Source organism: Paenibacillus sp. AK121, assembly GCF_019042715.1.
In the GTDB taxonomy this organism is placed as follows: Bacteria; Bacillota; Bacilli; order Paenibacillales; family Paenibacillaceae; genus Paenibacillus; species Paenibacillus polymyxa_C.
On the sequence record NZ_JAHPJM010000009.1, the window covers coordinates 13,579 to 35,828 of the forward strand.

Annotated in this window: 8 protein-coding genes; 7 read left to right on the forward strand and 1 reads right to left on the reverse strand. The window is 46.1% G+C overall.

The genetic code is table 11. From position 1 onward, the window contains the following. The first annotated feature begins 128 nt into the window (after window positions 1-128). From KSP24_RS16575 to KSP24_RS16585, 3 genes are all read left to right on the forward strand, one after another. Entirely contained in the window at window positions 129-1,112 is a 984-nt protein-coding gene (locus tag KSP24_RS16575) for a LacI family DNA-binding transcriptional regulator (protein WP_025677743.1), read from the forward strand. Window positions 1,113-1,310: 198 nt separating this feature from the next. Then, complete coding sequence (locus tag KSP24_RS16580) at window positions 1,311-2,546, forward strand: MFS transporter (RefSeq protein ID WP_040103721.1); 1,236 nt, start codon at window positions 1,311-1,313, stop codon at window positions 2,544-2,546. A gap of 26 nt (window positions 2,547-2,572) precedes the next feature. Continuing rightward, on the forward strand, window positions 2,573-4,042 hold the full coding sequence (locus KSP24_RS16585; RefSeq protein ID WP_040103895.1) for a glycoside hydrolase family 32 protein: 1,470 nt from the start codon (window positions 2,573-2,575) through the stop codon (window positions 4,040-4,042). 249 nt (window positions 4,043-4,291) lie between these two features. Here KSP24_RS16585 and KSP24_RS16590 read toward each other — a convergent pair whose 3' ends face one another. Beyond that, window positions 4,292-5,305 (reverse strand): LacI family DNA-binding transcriptional regulator, encoded by a 1,014-nt coding sequence (locus KSP24_RS16590; RefSeq protein WP_080771922.1) that lies wholly within the window; start codon window positions 5,303-5,305, stop codon window positions 4,292-4,294. 317 nt (window positions 5,306-5,622) lie between these two features. Here KSP24_RS16590 and KSP24_RS16595 point away from each other — a divergent pair, with 317 nt between their 5' ends. The 4 genes from KSP24_RS16595 to KSP24_RS16610 all read left to right on the forward strand — a co-directional run bounded on the left by KSP24_RS16595 (window position 5,623) and on the right by KSP24_RS16610 (window position 22,241). Further along, a complete protein-coding gene (locus tag KSP24_RS16595; protein ID WP_013371222.1) occupies window positions 5,623-7,011 on the forward strand; it encodes an MFS transporter in 1,389 nt (462 codons plus the stop codon). A 530-nt stretch (window positions 7,012-7,541) separates the two neighbouring features. Then, window positions 7,542-7,766 (forward strand): GNAT family acetyltransferase, encoded by a 225-nt coding sequence (locus KSP24_RS16600; protein ID WP_216975860.1) that lies wholly within the window; start codon window positions 7,542-7,544, stop codon window positions 7,764-7,766. A gap of 623 nt (window positions 7,767-8,389) precedes the next feature. Beyond that, window positions 8,390-9,613 (forward strand): ACP S-malonyltransferase, encoded by a 1,224-nt coding sequence (fabD, locus tag KSP24_RS16605; RefSeq protein ID WP_216975862.1) that lies wholly within the window; start codon window positions 8,390-8,392, stop codon window positions 9,611-9,613. Further along, window positions 9,588-22,241, forward strand: coding sequence for a non-ribosomal peptide synthetase/type I polyketide synthase (locus KSP24_RS16610; RefSeq protein ID WP_216975864.1), 12,654 nt, complete (start codon window positions 9,588-9,590; stop codon window positions 22,239-22,241). The genes fabD and KSP24_RS16610 overlap by 26 nt, the downstream gene beginning before the upstream one ends. The last annotated feature ends 9 nt before the right edge of the window (window positions 22,242-22,250 follow it).

Here is a 22,250-nt window from a genome sequence, read left to right on the forward strand (position 1 = left end):
TAAAGTGTATACAATATTCTTGATGCATATACAGCACGGAATGCTGGAGACATGTTTTTTCACGTTTAACCATGTTAAAATAATAGGATAATTGGAGACTTGGCATGGAGAGAAGGCAGGTTGAATCAATGAAACCAAAACTTAACGATGTTGCACAATTAGCCGGAGTTTCACCGACCACGGTTTCTCGCGTACTTAACAATCGTGGCTATATCAGTCAAGAAACGAAGGATCAAGTTCATAAAGCGATGCAGGAGCTGAATTATTTTCCTAATGATGTAGCTCGGTCATTATTTAGTAAACGAACAAATCTGATTGGATTAATCATTCCAACTACAAGCAACCCATTTTTCGGAGAGCTGACTTTCCATATAGAGAATATTTGTGCGTCATTAGGCTATAAGCTGTTGCTTTGTAACAGTTTAAATCAGCTGGATAAAGAAGAATCTTATGTCGATATGCTTATGCGAAATCAAGTTGACGGTATTATCGTCGGTACACACAACCGAGGTATCGTAAATTATGAACAGAAGAATATTGCCGTCATTGCGATCGATCGCTTCCTATCCGATTCAATCCCAGTTGTAGGATCAGATAATTATTTGGGTGGCAAACTGGCGTCAGAACTGCTTATTGAAAAGGGATGCAAGCATATTTTTCACATAAATGGCCCTGTTGAATTGGAAACACCAGCAAGCTTAAGAAGAAAAGCATATGAAGATGTGATGGAGCAGTATGGTCGAAAGGCAATTACCTATGAAGTACATGATCCCTTTCACCAACAGAATCACAATGAACCGATTAAACGCTTGCTCGATGAACATCCTGAAGTAGATGGATTGTTCGCGAGTAATGACATGGTGGCTGCGTCTTTTATTGCTGAAGCAAGAAGAAGAGGAAAACGGGTTCCTGAAGATATCCGCGTAATTGGATATGACGGAACTGAAACAACCCGCAATCTTCTCCCTGAATTAACGACAATTCAGCAACCAATACAGGAAATCGCGAGATCTTCCATAGAGTTACTTATTAAAGAAATTGAAGGTGGATTCAGTGATGTCCCGCGAGAAACCTATCTACCAGTGAAACTTATTGAAGCTAGTACAGCTTAACACAATTTCCATAGTTTTCAGCATTGTGATATAAGATGGGCTATCCTTATTAGAGTAATTGAAATCAAAGAGGAGAGCTCTTTTTCTTTTGAAGATATGTCAAGCGGTTGACATATGAAAGCGGTTGACATATAATCGATCTGTAAATACGAAAGTGCTTTCATTTACATTAAATGTTCAACTAGAGGAGCGTTCGATATGAGAAAGTCAAAGAGCATGTACTGGAAACTAAGTGCCTATTTCTTCTTTTTTTTCTTTACTTGGTCAGCAAGTTATTCATTGTTCTCCATCTGGCTAGGGCAAGAAATCAGTCTGAATGGTGCCGAAACAGGTGTTATCTTTACTGTAAACGCTATCTTTGCGCTTTGTATGCAACCGCTTTATGGCTATATATCTGATAAAATCGGATTGAAGAAGCATATTTTATTTCTAATCAGTTCTTTACTCTTATTTGTTGGTCCTTTCTATATCTTTATCTATGGACCGTTACTTCAATACAATGTATTTCTCGGCGCCATTGTAGGTGGATTATACTTGGGTATTGCTTTTTTGGCAGGGATTGGAGCCATCGAATCATATGTCGAGAAAGTCAGCCGAAAATATGACTTTGAATATGGAAAATCTCGTATGTGGGGCTCGCTAGGTTGGGCAGCAGCAACATTTTTCGCTGGTCAACTCTTCAATATCAACCCTAACATTAACTTCTGGATTGCATCAGTATCTGCTGTCATTCTGTTTATCATTATGATGACAATTAAAGTTGAGATGACAGATTCCGAGATGGAGCGAGCAGAATCTGTTAACTTTAAGCAAATCGGCTATTTGTTTGCAAATAAGCATTTGTGGTTCTTCATTTTATATGTTCTTGGCGTTACTTGTATTTACAATGTGTATGACCAGCAGTTCCCGAATTACTTTTCATCGACGTTCTCAACGGTTGCTTTAGGCAATCAAGTTTACGGTTACTTAAATTCCCTACAAGTTTTCTTGGAAGCAGGCATGATGTTCTTAGCGCCTTTCATTGTCAACAAAATTGGGGCAAAAAAGGGTCTGATATTGGCAGGATTCTTGATGGCGTTCCGGATCATGGGTTCAGGCTTAGTTATTGGACCTTATGGTATCTCAGCTATGAAATTGATCCACGCATTGGAACTGCCAATCATGCTGATCGCCGTATTTAAGTACTTGGCTGCTAATTTCGATACGCGTCTGTCTTCGATCCTATATCTGGTGGGATACCAGTTTACGAGTCAGGTAGGAGCTTCGATTTTCTCGCCAATCGCCGGTATGTCTTATGACATTAGAGGCTTTGCAAATACGTACGTAATTATGGGTGTTTTCGTATTCGCCTTTACAACCATCTCAATCTTTACCTTAAAGAAAGAACCGAAAAAGCTAGAACCCAAGCCTAACAAGCATATTAAAACAGCATAGGAGGAAGACAAATGAACAGCACATATATTAACAACACGAAGCAAGCTGAGGAAGCATTAAAACAAGCAGAAGCGAAAATGAACAAGCGGTACCGATTAGGTTATCATATTATGGCACCGGCCAACTGGATTAACGACCCCAATGGGTTAATTCAATTTAAAGGTGAATATCACGCCTTCTATCAGCATCATCCTTATGATGAGAACTGGGGTCCAATGCATTGGGGGCACGTGAAGAGTAAAGACCTTGTACATTGGGAGCATTGTCCGATTGCATTAGCGCCAGGTGATGCTTGTGACCTCGATGGCTGCTTCTCAGGCAGCGCAGTAGATAATAACGGCGAACTGACATTGATCTATACTGGCCATCACTATATTGATCAACCAAACAATATCTTTTTCCAAAATCAAAATGTGGCAGTTAGTACAGACGGCATTCATTTTACAAAACTAGGGCAAAATCCCGTAATCGCTGAACCTCCGACAGATAGCTCCCAGCATTTCCGTGATCCGAAGGTATGGAAGCATGAGGATACATGGTACATGATCCTAGGTAACAGCACGAAAGAAGATCTGCCGCGTGTTATTCTATATACATCTCCTGATCTTAGAACTTGGACCTATCATGGTGTGCTTCTGCAGGGAGATAAGAATATGGGCTTCATGTGGGAGTGCCCTGATTTCTTTGAACTGAACGGTAAGCATATATTTATGTTCTCCCCACAAGGTATTGATGCACAAGGAGATAAGTACAATAACTTGTTCCAGACGGGATATTATGTTGGCGAATATAATTATGATAGTAATGAATATAAACATGGAGAGTTCATCGAGTTGGATAATGGTCATGACTTCTATGCGGTTCAAACTTTTCTAGATGATCAAGATCGCCGCATTGCGATTGGTTGGATGGATATGTGGGAATCGGATATGCCGACGAAAGCAGACGGCTGGTCCGGAGCGCTGACGATCCCACGTGTAATTACGTTGGGTGCCAATAATAAATTGCTGATGAATCCAGTAGAGGAAATGAAATTGCTTCGTCAAAGCGAACAGGTTTTGTACCAATATCGCGCTATTTCTGGAAGTTACTTGACGGAAGTTGAAGCGGATCTGCTTGAAGTGAAGGTCGTGTTCGACCTGACGAAGTCAAGTGCAGACCTGGTAGGCTTGAAGCTTCGCGGAACAGGTGAGGAGGAAACGGTTATCACTTATTCTATCGCGGGTCAGAAACTTATGCTTGATTGTTCTAATTCGGGCAAAAAGACGGATGGAGTACGTCAAACAGCCTTAAGTGCAGAGGGGCAGCTGACGTTACATGTATATCTGGATCGCTCATCCATTGAAATATTTGCGAATGAAGGGCAAGCTACGATGACAAGTCGCATCTATCCGAGTGAAAAACTGCTAGGCATAGAACTCGTAGCGGAGCGCGGAGAGGCTCTAGTAAATGAGTTGACATACTGGAAATTGAAAGATATCTGGCAAGCTGAATAACTCGATGAAAAGGTTGCTTTCTGAGTCCTTGTAATGACTTAGAAAGCAACCTTTTCGGCAATGGCGACTTTCCCCGGAAATGCTCACCTACATGATAGCCAACTAAACCGAGTCTGGTTTCTGCGTATCCTCAATCATACCCTTTTGGAAAAACACAAGAGAACGTTTCCATTATTCGGCGTCGGATTCGCTGAAAAGGCCATCCCAGCCGGTTAAGCACTTCCAGTAACCGCGTAGGAGCATCAAAGGTTAGGATACTCCATGTTTTGTAATGCTGTCCCGAATTTCTAACTGATGCGATATGGACCAGTGGACAGCTGCTAATTCTTCTCCTCTAATAAGCTTAATGAGATTGCGGGCGGCAACCATGCCCAGTTCGGATGCTGAATATCGGACAGTTGATAATTTAGGCCGGATTATTGTAGCCATATCAATGTCGTCAAATCCCAAGAAGGAGACCTGTTCAGGTATTTTCACACCATTTTCGGCCAGAAAGTTCATAGCACCTATGGCAATTCGGTCCGTTGCGCAGAACACCGCACTAGGCAATGGGCCTGAATGATAAAGTTTTCTCATAGAGGTTATGCCGTCTTCAACTGAAAAGCCGCTTTCCAACACACGTTCGGCACGCACTGGCAGGTGAGCGGTCTTCAATGCCTGTTCATAGCCCAAAAAACGCTGATTGCCCACTGAAATATCCCCCGCTGGTCCCTGCAGCATCGCTATATCTTGATGCCCCTGCTGAATTAGATAAGTTACCGCCTCAAAAGCAGCCGTTATGTTGTCAACATGCACGGAAGGAATGGATTGGTCTCGAAAATCCCGTCCGACAAGGATGCAGGGAATTCCCGCCGCTTCAATGAGCGCAAATAGCGCATCCCGGATTTCGCTTACCGATATAATAATTCCGCTCGCCTGCATTTCACGGAACATATTGTAATAGTGTATTTCAGAATCCTCGTCCCCCCCTGACAAGGCGATTATGACATCGAAGCCGTATAGATGCGCTACTTGATTGATGCCTTCAACCATGTCATCAAAGACGTTGTTTTTAATCGCGGGCAGAAGTACCCCAATCAGAGATGTATCATTCTTTACCAGTGTCCGTGCTATGGCATTTGGACGGAATTGAGTGGCTTCAAGGACATCCTGAACTCGTTTGCGTATTTCACTGTTCACCGTCTGGCTGTTATTGATTACTCTGGAAACCGTTGAAATGGAGACGTTGGCCATTCGAGCCACATCTTTTATAGTCATTTTCATTGTACACACCGACTTTCAAGCAAGTATTTATTTAGAAAAAGTTTCTCAAAGTGGATTGAATTAATTATATCAGTTTATTGAATTGTTTATTGAGTTTAACAAAGATTCCAGAGCAAAGAAAGCGCTTGACCTTGGTTTATAAGGAGAGTATAATCAACCCCGGAAAACGTTTTCTAGTATTTTTTGGACAAAAACAATTGTTTTTACCAATAATCAGCTGGATTCAAGGTATTTCGGCTTGTTTTTTTGATGATTAAGAAAACGTTTTCTTGATGGCATTGAATTGTAGAGAATAACAAGGGAAAAGGAGCATGAGCATGAGAAGTTCGAGCGATATTGTTGTAATGGGAAATGAGACTTCAGTGCAAACCGGTTCAAATATTACACTGAAAGAAAAAATTGGTTATGGATTCGGTGATTTTGCCAGCCAGTTGCTGTTTGCCGCCGCAATGACTTTTCTGTCCTATTTTTACACAGATGTAATCGGGATCAGCGCTGGTGTCATTGGTACTTTAATGCTAGTTGCACGCGTACTGGATGCGTTTATTGATGTCGCGATTGGGGCTTTGATTGATAAAACGAAGAGCAGACACGGGAAGGCCCGTCCTTGGTTACTGTGGATGTCCGGGCCATTTGCATTGTCTGGAATTCTTTTGTTCACGGTTCCAAGTGGAAATATGACGATCACTATTCTATACATTTATGTTACCTATCTGCTAATGAACTTTATCTATTCCAGCATTAACGTCCCTTATGGTGTGCTTAATTCCATGATAACGCAGGATTCTTACCAGCGTTCTCTGCTTAATATTTTTCGTATGAGTCTAGCGAATATTGGTGCCTTGCTAATTAATTATTTCACCCTCCCGTTAGTGAAGTCATTCGGCGGCGGTCAAAAAGGGTGGATTTACACCTTTATTATATTTGGCTTGCTCGGAACCTTTTTATTTCTCGTTACCTTCTTCAGTACCAAGGAAAGGGTTACTCCATCTGTTGTACAAAAGCCAATTCCGTTTGGACGCGCTTTTGGAGCGCTGATGCGTAATAAGTATTGGAAATTGATCCTTGGGTTTGCTGTGGTCTATTTTATAAATAACGCATTGGGCACAGGTATGAATATTTACTACGCACGTTATGTGTTAAAAGACGCCAATCTGATTGGAGTCCTCGGCATATCCTTACTGCTTCCTTCCCTGTTTGGTTATATGCTATTGCCCCCCGTCGTCAAGCGGATCGGTAAACGAAATTCCTCCATTATCGGAAGTATCCTCCTGATTGTCGGATCGCTTGTCATTGCCGTCAGCCCCACAAGTCTGATGGCGGTTTGTCTGGGACTCGTTATTAAAGCGCTTGGGCATGCCGCTATTCTCGGAACCTTCTTTGCTATGTTGGCAGATACCATTGAATATGGCGAATGGAAGACAGGGATGCGCACCGAAGGACTGGTGTACAGTGCGGGCAGTTTCGGCACAAAAGCGGGAGGCGGTTTGGGAGCGGCACTTATCGGTTGGGGACTGGCATTGGGAGGATATGCTGGTGGACAAGCTACAATCAGTACTACTGCGCTAGCGTCTATTCATTTCATGTTTATCTACGTTCCAATTATCTTGGCTATCCTGCAAATTTTATTGCTGGCATTTTACAATCTAGATAAATTATTTCCCGGTATTGTCAAAGAGCTTGAATTCTTAAAAAACGCTGAATAGCTACTTGGTAAATGAGGTAGCCCATGAATGAACTCATCCTATTGTTGAAGTGACTAGCAGTAAGGCAGTTCAAGAAGGGCTGCTTTTTTCATAGAGGGGTATTCGGATTTTATTCATTTATAAAAGGACAGGGCAGCGTGGTATTATCCCCTCCTAGTAGACAAGAGAGAAAAGACCTCTGTTAAGATGGATTTAATCTTGTTGAATACGGAGGGGATTTTTCATGGCTAAAAAGGGACAATCATTCCGGCAATACTCCTTAGATGTAAAGATGGAGGCAGTCCGGTTGGTGAACGAAGAACATATGAGTATTCGTGAAGTGACGAAACAATAATCGCTGCGGTTCGAACTGTGGGTATCCATAAATTTGAAAATGGCTAAAGGAATTCCAAGTCATTTCCTGCAGCTGATCTAATAGGCGATAATCTCATTGTTATATAGGTCTTTGATGGCAGATAGGTTTTAACTCCTCATCTCGTTCATCATACTTTACCTGAACATTCAGATAACTTAGTGCAGACAAACAGTATGTGACCTACGAAGCGTACGAAACGATCCGGCAGTTGGGAATCCAGTGGCCTGCCGCTCAGGCAGATGTTGCACTCATTCGGCAGAACATTAAACACAATGATTGCTATGTGCTGGAAATTGACGGGGTCATTCAGGCTACTGTCAGCCATTTAAGATATAAGACCCTTGATTTTATAACCGACTTGCCGTTTGTGATATGGTTCGCTGTAGACCCGGCTAACTGAAGTAGTTCCGATTACAGGGAACGGACGAAGCTAATTCATTTAACGAAAGGGGCTTAATGATCCGTGCCATGATCTGTTATTACAAACCATGCCTGATTTTTTAGACAAAAAAGGACATGGTTTCTGTGTATAATATACTTAACATTATATTGCCATACTTTAATTTACTTTTAGGCTTAATGTAACAAAAACATTCATATCTCATCATTTTCTCTTATTAAAGGAATTGGATGGATATTGACATTTTTCGAGTCCATATTTAATATATAAATAAAATATTCCATATTTAACGCTTACTTATAGAAAAACACCCTGTATGACTCCAGTAATTTCACACCATTCAACTATGATGCTGAATTTTAGCTTTCAAGCCTGAAATTTCAGTATACTCCAAGGTTTTTACACTTCCAAGTCTACTCACACACCTGACTTTTGATCACAATCACACCACGAACGGAACCCTATTACCAATTCACTTCCATATGTCGATTATGTTTTTTGGCAATCTACTTCGTTGCTTTTTACTGCAGTTTTCTCTACATCTTAATGTCACCATACATATGTATACATGAAATGTAAATACACCTTTGTTCTTCCATAATTTTTGTGGAAAGGGGTTTGATATGAATCGTATGGCTTTGGTTTTTCCTGGACAAGGATCTCAGTATGTAGGAATGGGGGCTACATGGCATAGCGGCTTTGCAGAAGCGGATCGCTTGTTCGAAGAAGCTGCTGATATTTTGGGATATGATCTGAAAGCTTTATGCATGGCAGGTCCGATGACCAAGCTATCCAGAACATTCTATACGCAGCCCGCACTTCTCACGATCAGTGTCATTGCATTCCGGCGTTATATGCATGAAATCGGAATTATCCCTGAATTTTCAGCTGGTCATAGCCTAGGTGAATATTCAGCACTGGTAAGCAGCGGTGTTCTGTCCTTTGGAGACGCTTTACGATTAGTCCAAGAGCGGGGACGCTTTATGGAAGAAGCCGCAATGACAAAGCTGGGCAGCATGATTGCCATTCGCGGAGCTGAGCTGGGCGAAGTGGAAGAATGCTGTCGTTTGTACTCCACAGTCGATCATCCTGCAGCCATTGCATGTTACAATTCACCTAGCCAATACGTCGTTTCAGGTCATCATACCTCTGTCGCTTTGGCAGCTGGCGAGTTAGAACAGCGAGGAGCCCAAATTACGCGGTTGCAGGTCAGCGGCCCTTTTCATAGTCCGCTTATGCAGCCTGCTGCGGACAGACTGGCCGCAGAGCTGCAAAAGTACACTTTAAATGAAGCGAAGTGGCCCGTGATCTCCAATGTGACCGCTCAGCCATACCGCGATCTTGACAGCATACGCCAAGGATTGATTTTGCAAATGACTCACCCGGTTCGATGGATTCAAACCGTGCAATATATGATGAATCATGGCGTAAAACAAGGCATCGAGTTAGGTCCACGAACAGTGCTGAAAAATTTAGTGAGGGAAATAAGCCCTAATATCGAAGTGCTGTCCTTGGACAGAGACTTGGATCGCTTTGAACTGGGCCGCCGTTTCTCCATCCGTGATTGGATTGCCTGTTCCCTGTCACTAGCAGTGTCTACTCCCAACGCCAATTGGAATGAAGATGAGTATCGAAAGGGTGTTATTTTACCTGTGCGCAGACTGGAAAAATTACTGCGAAACTTGGAATCAGGCAGCAGTTCGCCTCCTGCTTCTGAGCAAAGACAGGAAATACTGGAGTGTATTTGCCTTGTGTTGCAAACCAAACAGGTCTCCGAAGGAGAGCGGAAAGCAATGCTAGAGCAATTGAGGAGGGATCAGGATGGAGCAGTTTCAAACCTTAGTTGAAATCATTCAGGATCGTGCAAGCCGGGATGAGAACGGAATCATTTTTATTTCCGGTGATAAACAAGAGGAATACGTATCCTACAGGAAACTTCTGGAGCAAGCATTACAGGTGCTTTATGAATTACAGGAACAAGGAGTAAAACCCGGCGATGAGCTGATCATACAGATCGACGACAACCATAACTTTTTGAATGTATTTTGGGGTTGCCTGATTGGTGGAATCGTTCCTGTACCTGTAAGCATAGGGAATAATGATGAGCATAAAATGAAATTGTTTAAAATCTGGAACACACTCTCCCGCCCATATATGGTTGCAGATGACAAGGTATTAGAGCAGCTTGAAAAATACGCGCAACAGCACGAGCTGCTGGATTCCTTTGAGCCGGTTAAAAAAGCGACTTTTTCAAGCCATAGATTCGATTATTCCACTCAGAATAAAGGTGTAGTTCATATATCCAAACCGGAGGAGCTAGCTTTTATCCAATTCTCCTCGGGTTCTACAGGCGATCCCAAAGGAGTCATGCTGACGCATGAAAATCTAGTTTACAATATCCGGGATATTGCAAATCAAACAGACATGAGCTCCAAGGATGCTTATTTGGGCTGGATGCCGCTTACGCATGACCTGGGATTGATCGCATTTCATTTAACCTGTGTGATTGCTAATGCCAAACAGCTGATTATGCCGACGGCACTTTTTATCAGGCGTCCGTCTTTGTGGCTGAAAAAAGTATCGGAGCATAAGGTTACTCAAATATGCTCTCCCAATTTTGGATATAAATTTTTCCTCGATCAGTATAAACCTGAAACAGCAGCTAACTGGGATTTGACGAGTGTTCGTATGATTTTAAATGGAGCTGAGCCAATATCTGTAGAGCTTTGTCATGTGTTTATGGATGCAATGAGTGTTCATGGTTTGAATAAAAATGCCATGTTACCCGTCTACGGGCTGGCAGAAGCGAGTGTAGGTGTTTCCTCTCCGCCTCTGGACAAAAACACCTTTATTCCCATTCATTTGAACCGACACCAGTTACACGTTGGTGAGCCTGTAGAAGAAGTGGACAAGTCTGACAAGCGGTGTCTTACTTTTTTGGATTTGGGTTATCCATTGGCTAATACCTCTGTCCGTATTTGTGATGAACAAAATCAGGTGCTTGATGATGAGGTGATTGGATACACGCAAATCCGCGGCAAAAATGTTACATCCGGATATTATAACAATCCAGAAGCTACCGCAAAGGTTATAACGGAGGATGGCTGGCTTATCACTGGAGATTTAGGGTTTATGCGAAACGGACGCCTGACTATTACCGGTAGAGCCAAGGATATCATTTTTGTGAACGGACAGAATGTCTACCCACATGATATTGAGAGAATCGCCGAGGAACTGGATGGTGTGGAACTTGGAAAAGTAGCTGTGTGCGGTGTACATGATACGCAAACGAGGCAGGATCGTATTATAGCCTTTGTAATGCACGCAAAAAAAATAGAGCATTTTGTACCGCTTGCCCAAAAGCTGAAAAGCCATCTGAATTACCGGGGAGGCTGGCATATTCACAAGGTGGTTCCGATCCGGCGTATACCTAAAACAACCAGTGGAAAGGTTCAGCGCTTCAAATTAGCCCAGAGTTATGAGCAGGGCGAATTTGATGAAATATTGACAGCACTGGCCGAGGCTGTTCGGGTCACACAATCAGCTGAGCGTGCGGTCTTGCCTCAAGGAGAAGTAGAGAAGAAGCTGATTGGAATATGCCAGGATATTTTAAATATAAAGTCGATCGGGACAGACGACAGCTACTTTGATATCGGAGTAACTTCCTTGCAGCTTGTTCAAATTGTGGACCAATTGGAGGATCAATTAGGGATTCATATTGAGGTGACGGACTTCTTTTCCTATCCGACCATCGCCAAGCTGGCTGCGTATATCTCCAGTCAAAATCTAAACGGAGATGCAACTGCAACAGCAGAGTCCAAAGCCAAGGAAGAAGCAAATGTCCGGGATATCGCCATTATCGGCATGTCAGGCAGGTTTCCTCAAGCGGAAACATTGGAGCAGTTTTGGGCGAATGTAGCATCAGGCGCTGATAATATCGGCCCGTACAGCGACGAAAGAAGAAAAGATGCCGAAGCTTTTCTTTCGCGTCTGAATACGGAAGGACGAAATATGCAAATTGCAGAAGGCGGTTATCTGGATGAAGTAGACAAGTTCGATTACTTCTTCTTTAAACTGACTCCAAGAGAGGCTTCGCTCATGGACCCGAACCAACGTTTATTTCTAGAAACAGCCTGGAGCACGATTGAGGATGCAGGGTATGGGGGAAAGCAACTAGCAGGCCAAAAGGTCGGCGTATATGTCGGCTTCTCCAAGACCAGCTTTGAATATGAGCGTTTGTTGTCCGAGGTAGAACCAGGCGCGCTGCCGAACTTTGCCATTGGTAATTTACCGTCCATTATTTCCAGCCGGATTGCATATTTGCTCGATCTGAAAGGTCCGGCAGTAACAATTGATACAGCATGCTCTTCTTCACTCGTGGCAGTGCATTTGGCCTGCAAGTCCATCCTCAATGGAGACTGCGACATGGCCTTGGCAGGTGGAGTGAAAACGATTTTGCTGCCGCTGAAAGCCGGTATTGGCATGGAATCCTCCGATGATCGGGCACGCGCCTTCGACGACCAGTCGGACGGAACGGGCTGGGGTGAAGGAGTTGGTGCTGTTTTCCTGAAACCGCTGCGCAAAGCGGAACAAGACGGCGACCACATTTTAGCCGTGATCAAGGGTAGCGCCATCAATCAGGACGGCGGCACGATTGGTATTTCCGCGCCTAATGCGCTGGCTCAGGCAGAAGTCATTTTGCAGGCGTGGCGCGATGCACGGACTGATCCTGAAACGATCAGCTATATCGAAGCGCATGGAACCGGAACCAAATTGGGCGATCCGGTTGAGATTGACGGCATTACCAAGGCTTTCCGCAAGCATACACAGCGTAAGCAGTTTGCGGCGATCAGCACGGTCAAAACGAATATCGGTCATTTATACGAAGCCGCCGGGATTGCGGGCTTGATCAAATCCGTGCTGTCCATGAGGCACCAGCAAATTGCGCCGCTTGTTCATTTTCGCACACCAAACCAGAAGATTCATTTTGAGGAATCCCCGGTATATGCCAATACGAAGCTGAGGGAATGGAAGACGGACGGATTCCCGAGAAGAAGCGGGGTGAGTTCCTTTGGATTCAGTGGGACGAACTGCCATGTGGTGCTGGAGGAGTATATAGAGAAGACAAAACCAGATCCAAGTCCAACGGGCAGCAACAATAAATCATCACCGCTGCTGTTGACCCTGTCGGCGCGGAGTGAATCCGCTTTGCGCCAGTTGGTCGGACGGTACGCAGAACGGTTCGGGCGCGTGGAAGAGCTCGTGATGGAGGATGTATGCTATACGGCTAACACAGGCAGAAGCCATCTGAATCACCGGATTGCTGTGACTGCTGCAGGAGCGGATGCGTTAAAAGCGAAGGTGCTTCAGTTGCATGAACAAGGAAGAGTCGTCGAAGGTGTATACACTGGAATAGCGGATAGCATAGGCAGCGCAGAGATGGTCACTGGAAGCTTGGACACGCTCCAATCCCTGGAGCAGCTGTCTGCCAAGTATGTGCAAGGAGCGCAGATCAATTGGAATGCCCTCTATGCAGGTAAGCGTTATAAAAAGGTTTCTCTGCCTACGTATCCATTCGAACGGAAAAGATGCTGGATTAACGTGCCTGAACAGGTTCGAGCGGAACAGAAAACGCCAGTTCATGAAAACTCAACAGTAAAGGAGTCTGGAATGATGGGGAACGAGTATTCAGCGCCAGCATCTGCTGCCGATGATCAGCATAAATCATCTATACTTCAAAAGCTAGCGAAAATGATCGGTAACGTGTCCCAGCTCAGCCTGGAGGAACTGGAGCCGCAGACACATTTTCTCGAGCTTGGGCTGGATTCCATTAATTTGTCCCAGGTTCGCCACAGTATCAAGGATACCTTCGGACTAGACATTCCAATGAACGAATTTTTCGAATCGTTGACCACGCTGGAACGGTTGGCCAGCTACGTAGCCGAACGGGCGAGCATTTCTACTTCTGTTGAACTCCCGGGTCAGTCTATGGAAAATCGTCCAGAAGCAACGCTGAAACAGTTTCATCATGCAGCTTTTCCGTTAACCCAACCGACTCTTGAGTCCGCCGTTCCGGCTGGGCCCACACAGGCTCCAAGTTTTCCGATTGCTACAGCTCCTGCGGCTGTAGAGCGAATTTTACAGCAACAGCTGCATCTGATGTCACAGCAGCTTGATATTCTCCGGCATCAGCCAGTTGCATCCGCAATAGCTTCCCAGCCATTAAGCCCGGAAACGAGCGTTTTTTCATCGGAAATTAGTGAAAGCACGCAGATCATCCATACTGAACCGAAGCAGAAAGTTGCGGCTGGATTAGCACCAGCTCCAGCTCCATCCGTAAAGGCTGCTTCCAAGCAGGCAGGTCATGAAGCCAAGCCGTATACGCCCTATAAAAAGCTGGATGTTAAAGCACGTGAATTGCTTTCACTCCGTCAGGAACAACACCTGCAAGAGCTGATAGAGCGCTACACGGCCCGTACGTGCAGCACCAAAAAATACACTCAGCAGTACCGCTCCGTATACGCAAATAACCGGAATGTGGCTGGCTTTCGGCCTGTTTTGAAGGAAATGGTGTACCAAATTGTATCCCACCGTGCAGACGGGGCTAAAATCTGGGATTTGGATGGCAATGAATATGTCGATTTGACGATGGGCTTTGGCGTAAATCTGTTCGGGCACAATCCGGCCTTTATTCGTGAAAAAATTGAGGAAGAACTAAAGCACGGCATGTGTATCGGCCCTATGTCCAACATGGCCGGACAGGTGGCCGAGCGAATATGCAAGATGACCGGGGTGGAACGGGTTGCCATGTATAATTCCGGCACCGAGGCCGTTATGGTCGCGCTCCGTTTGGCGCGTGCTGCCACAGGACGAGCTAAAGTCGTCATTTTTGCTGGCTCGTATCACGGTACATTCGACGGGGTGTTGGCACTGGGGAGTGCGGGTGACAACAAGGAACATTCGACACCTCTAGCTCCAGGCATCTTGCAGCATATGGTAGACGATGTCGTCGTGCTTCCTTATGGGACGGACGATTCCCTGAACTATATTCGCACCCATGCGCATGAACTAGCCGCGGTCATGGTGGAGCCGGTGCAAAGCCGCCGACCCGATTTTCAGCCTAAAGCCTTTTTGCAGGAAATTCGCCAGATTACGGAGCAGTCGGGTACTGCCTTCATTTTTGATGAAGTCATCACTGGCTTTCGAATTCAGCCCGGAGGGGCTCAAACGTGGTTTGGAGTACAAGCGGATCTCGTGACCTACGGTAAAATCATTGGCGGTGGGCTACCTATTGGGATCGTTGCCGGAAAAGCCGCCTTTATGAACGGGATTGACGGAGGCACATGGAGATTCGGGGACGATTCCTATCCACAGCATGAGCAGCAGCGAACCTTTGTCGCAGGAACTTTCTGCCATCATCCGCTGGCCATGGCTGCATCTTTAGCGGTGCTGAACCATTTGGAGAAAAATGGCGAGCAGCTGCAAAATCGTCTTAACAGCCGTACCTCGGCGTTAGCGGCGGAGCTAAACAGCTATTTCACTGACGAACACGTACCTATGAAGATCGTTCACTTTGGCTCCCTTTTCCGCTTTGTGCTCAAGGGCGATCTTGAGTTGTTCTTTTATCACATGCTGGACAAAGGAATCTATATTTGGGAAGGACGTAACTGCTTCTTGTCCACGGCCCATACCGAGGAAGATATAGCGAGAATCGTACAAGCCGTCAAGGATAGCGTGGACGAGCTGCGCAAAGGTGGCTTTTTACCGGACCCGCCCCCGAATGGGAACAGCCCGGGGCCGGGCAGGCAGCCTGTAACGGTACCTGCAGATGCTGAAGCAACTGATGCTGTTATTGCGTTAACGCCAGATCAAAAACAGCTTTGGTTCGCCTCTGTTTCAGAACGCAGTGATTCTCTATCTTTACACGAAACCGCCTTGTTGCGGTTTCGTGGTACGCTTCAGCAGCAGGCGTTCAACGAGGCTGTCCAGACCATTGTAAACCGTCATGAAGCCTTACATATCTATATGAGCGGAGATGGAGAAACTCAGGTGATCGCTCCTGAGATGAAAGTGGAAGTCCCGCTCTATGATTTTACCACTCACCATCCCGATGAACAGGAGCAGCATCTCCGGGCATGGATGATCAAGAACAGCGAAACCCCGTTTAACATGATACCAGGTGAGCCACTATTCCGGATTCACCTACTAAAAATATCAGATGAGGAGCATCTGAGTGTCTTTACGTTCCATCATTTTATCGCGGATGGTTGGTCAATCGGTGTATTTATTGAGGAACTGGAACACATCTATTCTGCGCTTGTCCGGCATGCTGACTACAACCTTCCTGAACCGATACCTTTTCGGAAATATGTGGTCTGGCAGCAGGAGCAGTTGAAAGCAGGAAAGGAAGAGGCCCTGGCTTTTTGGTCGGCGATGCTGGAAAAACAGCAGCTTGTCCTCCAGCTGCCATCTCCAGTGAGGGGAATGCAGATTCTGTCCTCTAGAGGAAGCAGACATACCCTAATTCTTGAGGCGCCGCTTGTTAAACAATTGAGGTCCGCTAGCATAAAGCTTGGCAACAGTCTTTTTATAACGATGTTATCCGCCTTTCAGATTTTTCTGCATCGCCTGACAGGGCAGCGGGAAATAACGGTGGGGGTTCCCACCGCAGGACAATCCCATATGGACGCATTCTCTTTGATCGGCAACTGTGTCAACCTGCTTCCGGTCATCAGCGAAGTGCGTCCTGATTCTACTTTTATGGAGCATGCTCACACGGTTAAAAAGCGCATGAATGAACTGGAAAGCTATCAAAAGTACAGCTTTGCCGGACTCGCTCAGCTGGGGCTAAAACATTTGCCTGTCATAAAGGCTATATTCAATATGGATCGACCGATTCCGCGTTTTCAATTCCATAAACTGGAGACGGAGCTCGTTGAACATGAGGTATCATTCAGCAAATATGAGTTGTTTTTGAACGTGACAGAGGCGCAGAAGCAATTACGTCTTGATTTTGACTATAATGCAGATCTTTTTCAGCCAAACATAATCTTGGCCTGGTCGGGGTATTTTCTGAATCTGCTGCATTCCATGGTCGAGGAGGAAGGGAGTCGCGTTTCCGCGCTGACGTTACTCCGTGCGTCGGAGACCGAACAACTTCGAGCCGCATGGGCAGCGAATACCGATGCCACCGGGAACTATCTTTGCGCCCTTGATGCGTACAAGCATTTGGCGCCTGTCGGGACAGCAGGGGAGGCATATCAAGCCTCAGCAGCAGGTCTGCTGGGAACGACCCAGGAATGGGTTTATGTAGAGAACGATGGCAAGCTGCGGCATATCGGAAATTTGAATCGGGTCATCCATATTCACGGGCATCAGGTTAATCTGGAGCAGTTGGAGAAGCACCTGCTGCAGGTTTTCCAATTGGAGTCCTGCGTCATTACACCGCAAACGGACGAAACTGGAAACGTCTCGTATATAAGTGCCTATGTGGTCGCAAACGCATCGAAGCCTTGGGAAGCAGACACATTAAAAAAGGCTGTAATTGAAATGCTTCCAGATTATACGCAGCCCCGTTTTTGGATTCTGATGGATCATATTCCTCTTCTGCCGAATGGCCAGCCTGATCTACAGGCTTTGCCAGCACCGGGACAAGCAGGCGTATTCGCTAAAACAGGCATCGCTTCAGAGAACCGAGGTATGGAAGATCAACTTGTGGATATTTGGAAGGACGTTCTGAATGTAACGGATATCAGCCATGACGATAACTTTTTTCAACTGGGCGGTGATTCGCTAAGAGCGACGGTTATTCTGTCGAGAGTCGGTAAGGAATTGGGGGTACACATTCCGCTTAGCCGCATTTTTGAGCTGCAAACGATTGCTGATCTGACTGCATATATTGCGGGTGGGAGCAAGAGGGCCTACGAATCGATTGTAGCTGTGAACACACAAGCCTTTTATCCGGTATCTTTTGCCCAAAAGAGAATGTACGTGCTTGAACAGCTTAGAGCCGGAATGGCCTATCATGTCCCTGGCCAGCTTTTCATAGAGGGAGCACTGGAGGTTCCCCGCTTCATTGAAGCCATTAAGGAAGTCATTTCTCGTCATGAATCTTTTCGGACATACTTCGATCTGGAAGACGGGGAAGTGGTGCAAAAAGTTCGGGACACCATTCCATTCGATATCCCGCATACCCGTATTTCCAAGGAAGAAGCAAAACAGGCCCGGACCTTGTTTGTTCAGCCTTTTCAGCTGGGAACAGCTCCTTTATTCCGCGCCGAACTGCTCGAATTTATCGAAGGTGGCTTCAATCTGCTCGTGGATATGCATCATATCGTGTCTGATGGTTTTTCCATGGCTGTACTGCTTAATGAAATCATTCAACGGTACCAGGGTAGACAACTTGCGAACATTCAGCTTCATTATAAAGACTTTGTTGCTTGGCAGAAGCAGCAAATAACTGATGAGGCATGGCAAGCGCATGAATCATATTGGCTTCAGAACTTGAATGGGGAGCTTCCTATTCTAAATATGCCAACAGACTTTCCACGTCCGCAAGTACAAAGCTTTGAAGGTGACAGCTTGACCGTCACATTGGAATCCAAACTAGCGAGCAGACTCTATAAATTGGCCCAGGATACAAAGTCCACGATCTTTATGGTGCTTTTGGCGGCTTATAATGTCCTGCTGGGCAAATATGCGGGTCAAGAGGACATCATCGTAGGTACACCTGTTGCCGGAAGACGGCATGTAGACACGCAAGCGATGATTGGCATGTTCGTCAATACGCTGGTGCTTCGTAACCAGCCGCAATCTTCTTTAACGTTCCAATCCTTTTTGCAGGAGGTTAAGCAAAACTTGCTGCTGGCACTGGAGCATCAGGAATACCCGTTTGATAAGCTTGTAGACAAGCTGGAACTGGTACGCGATGTAAGTCGAAATCCGATATTCGATACGATGTTCAGTTTGCAAAATGTCGGCACAGATGTTGTGGATGCAGGAGGTATTCGTTTTAAACCAGAGGAATTCAACGCGGGCATATCCAAGGTGGATTTTTCATTGCATGTGACCGAAGAAAAAGAACGATTGTCCTTCACTTTAGAATATGGCACAAAGCTGTTTAAACCGGAGACCGTCCGGCGGCTGGCAGAGCATTTTGTACAAATTTTGGAAAAAGTAACGCAGGATGCCGGGATGCGGTTGGCCGATATTACGATTATTTCAGATGGGGAGAAGCAATTACAGCTAACCGCATTTAATCGTACCGTCGTACCTTTCCCGTTTAATGAGACAGTACACGGGCAGTTTGAAAAGCAGGTTGAACAGACGCCGAGTCATACAGCATTGGTGTTCGGAGACCAGCGTCTGACCTACCGGGAGTTGAATGAACGTGCTAACTCACTGGCACGGGTGCTTCAAGCGAATGGTGTAGGACCCGATAAGCTAGTCGGTTTGATGGCGCCGCGTTCAGCGGAAATGATGATCGGCTTGCTTGCCGTGCTAAAAGCAGGTGGTGCTTATGTGCCTATCGACCCTGAATATCCGTCTGCCCGTATCGAATATATGCTGAGTGACAGTGAGGCTGCCGTACTCCTGACCTGCCACGACCTACCAGGGGAACACCATTATAACGCCAACACCCTGTTTATTGAAGATGAGGAATTATATCAAGGAGAAAAGACCAATCTGGAAGTTACGACTCAGCCGGAGCATTTAGCCTACGTTATCTACACCTCTGGCTCAACCGGAAATCCGAAAGGAGTGATGCTCCAGCATCGCTCGGTGCTGAATTTTATCACTGGGATGCGTGAAGTGATTGACTTTGCAGCGAATAAAACGATTTTATCGCTAACTACCATATCGTTTGACATTTTCGTTTTGGAAACGATTCTGCCTCTGTTGGGCGGCATGACCGTCGTGCTGGGCGATCGTCATCATCAGGTCGATCCCCAGACACTTGGCGAATTGATTACTACACTCCACGTTGACATGCTGCAAATGACACCATCCCGGCTGCAATTGCTGCTGGGCCATGAGGAAGCTTTCCGTGCGCTGCAAGGTGTGCAGGAAATTATGGTCGGGGGAGAAGCGCTTCCGTCTAGGCTGCTGGAAGCATTGCAGAAATTGAATGGTCCCCGCATTTATAACATGTATGGACCTACGGAAACAACAGTTTGGTCGGCAGTGCAGGAACTTACCCATGCCAAACAGATCGACATTGGGCGTCCTATCGCGAATACGCAAATGTATGTCATAGATGCGCAGGATAGATTACAACCCATCGGCATACCGGGTGAGCTATGCATTGCAGGGGAAGGGCTGGCCCGCGGCTATTGGAACCGCGAGGAGTTGACGGCGGAAAAATTTGTGGTTAATCCATTCTCCACAGGCACACGAATGTACAGAACGGGTGACCTGGCTCGCTGGAAAGCAGATGGGAACCTGGAGTTTATCGGCCGAATCGATCATCAGGTAAAAGTGCGCGGATTCCGGATTGAGCTGGGCGAGGTTGAACATGCCTTGATGAGCCATTCTGCAATTCAGGAGGCTGTTGTCACTGTCAATGAAAGCCAAAATCATGAATCCGTACTATGTGCCTACATTGTACTGAATACAGAAGAAGTACCTAACTTGACGGCCATTCATGAACATGCTGCCAAACTGCTTCCCTATTACTCGGTTCCGTCTCACTTCGTTTTTCTGGATCAGATACCGTTGACACCGAACGGCAAAACTGATCGAAAAGCATTGCCAGAGCCTGAAGAGCTATCCCGACCGGGTGTGGCCTATGCAGCGCCACGAAATGATGTGGAAGAGGCTTTGGCCGCCGTATGGCAAGATGTTTTGGGACGCGATCAGGTAGGCATTCAGGATAACTTCTTCCTGCTCGGAGGCGACTCTGTTAAAGCCGTTCAAGTCATCGCGCGTATGCGTCTTCACGGGTATTCGCTGGATATCCGGCACGTATTGGAGCATCCGTCCATTGAAATCCTGAGCGGCTATGCAGAAGCACTGGCCCTTCCGATTGAGCAAAGCCCAGTAGTCGGGGAGGCGCTACTGACACCGATACAACGACATCTAATCCATTGGTTCGAACGGTGTTCAGCATCCGAGGCACTTCCTGCTGCAGCGTCAGTACTGCTGTTAGCAAAGTCGGGCTTTGAAGAGCTGCCCTTGCGTGCCGCATTGAAGAAAATTGTAGAGCACCACGATGCTCTGCGCCTTGGCTTATTACAAGAGGCTGACGGATCAGTTGTGCAAACTCACAAAGAGTTGAATGAGGAGCTAATCACTTTGGAGGTGCTGTCGCTAACGGGAACGGAAAGCGAAGCACGCAGCCAATTGGCAGCTGAATGTCAACGTCTTCAAAGCAGCCTGCGGCTGTTTGAAGGACCGCGAGTTCGAGCAGGGCTTTTCCGAATGGGTAGCGGTGATCATCTTTTCCTTGCTATAGACCCGCTAGTGGCTGACGCCATTTCATGGAATATTTTGCTGGAAGATCTGGCAACAGGCTACAGGCAAGCGCTGGACAAGGAAACGATTGTCTTACCGTACAAAACGAACGCTTACCAAACGTGGGCAGAGCATCTAGAGCATTATGCGAATAGCAAAGAGCTACTTAGGGAGCAGGATTATTGGAACAAGATAGAGGTCTCTGAGTGGGGGACGCTTCCCAAAGACCATGGAGTCATTATTGATTCTGGATCGGAGAGACCGACACACCAGCTCCACCTGCAATTATCACCAGACGAAACCCGGCAACTGATGACACAAGTTAATCATGCCTACAACACCATGCCAGATGAAGTGCTGCTGTCCGTACTAGGTCAGACAGTATCCGAATGGTCAGGACTAGAACGGATTGCGCTCTACGTGGAAAAGCCGGTCCGAGAGCCGGGAGAACAGAGTTCGCTGGATTTCTCTAGAACGGTGGGGCAGTTTACGTCCGTGTATCCAGTTGTACTGGACATCAAATCTGCAGATGATATTTCGATGCTGCTCAAACGTGTGAAGGAGACCATTCGACAGGTTCCCAACCAGGGGCTGGGCTACGGTGTATTAAAATATCTGACCGAAGTCAGTAATCAAACGAATTCCAGCATTTCTCGTTATCCGGAAATCGGGTTTCGTTACATAGACTCCGTGGGCCCGGAAACGGTATATTTTTCAACATCGCCGCTGGAAGCTGAGGTGGCATCAGGTTCCCAGGCTGCAAATAGCGCTTCACTTTATGCTCTCTATATAAGCAGCCGAATGGAAGATGGAAAATTAAACATCCGACTAACCTATGACCGAAATGCATACGAAGAGTGCACGATCAAGCAGCTTCTCTCTCGCTTTAAAACTCACCTGTTAAATGCCATCCGTCATTGCCTGGATCACTCCGGTCAGGAACTGACACCAACAGACGTAGGCGCAGATGATCTGGACCTGGAAGAGTTTGAAGAGATGAAGCACTTCTATGAAAGCCTATAATATTCGGCC

What these genes read in the sequence shown, in the direction of transcription:
- KSP24_RS16575 (WP_025677743.1), top strand. Translation starts at nt 129, where the DNA reads ATGAAACCAAAACTTAACGATGTTGCACAATTAGCCGGAGTTTCACCG.
- KSP24_RS16580 (WP_040103721.1), top strand. Translation starts at nt 1,311, where the DNA reads ATGAGAAAGTCAAAGAGCATGTACTGGAAACTAAGTGCCTATTTCTTC.
- KSP24_RS16590 (WP_080771922.1), bottom strand. Translation starts at nt 5,305, where the DNA reads ATGAAAATGACTATAAAAGATGTGGCTCGAATGGCCAACGTCTCCATT.
- KSP24_RS16595 (WP_013371222.1), top strand. Translation starts at nt 5,623, where the DNA reads ATGAGAAGTTCGAGCGATATTGTTGTAATGGGAAATGAGACTTCAGTG.
- KSP24_RS16610 (WP_216975864.1), top strand. Translation starts at nt 9,588, where the DNA reads ATGGAGCAGTTTCAAACCTTAGTTGAAATCATTCAGGATCGTGCAAGC.
- fabD (WP_216975862.1), top strand. Translation starts at nt 8,390, where the DNA reads ATGAATCGTATGGCTTTGGTTTTTCCTGGACAAGGATCTCAGTATGTA.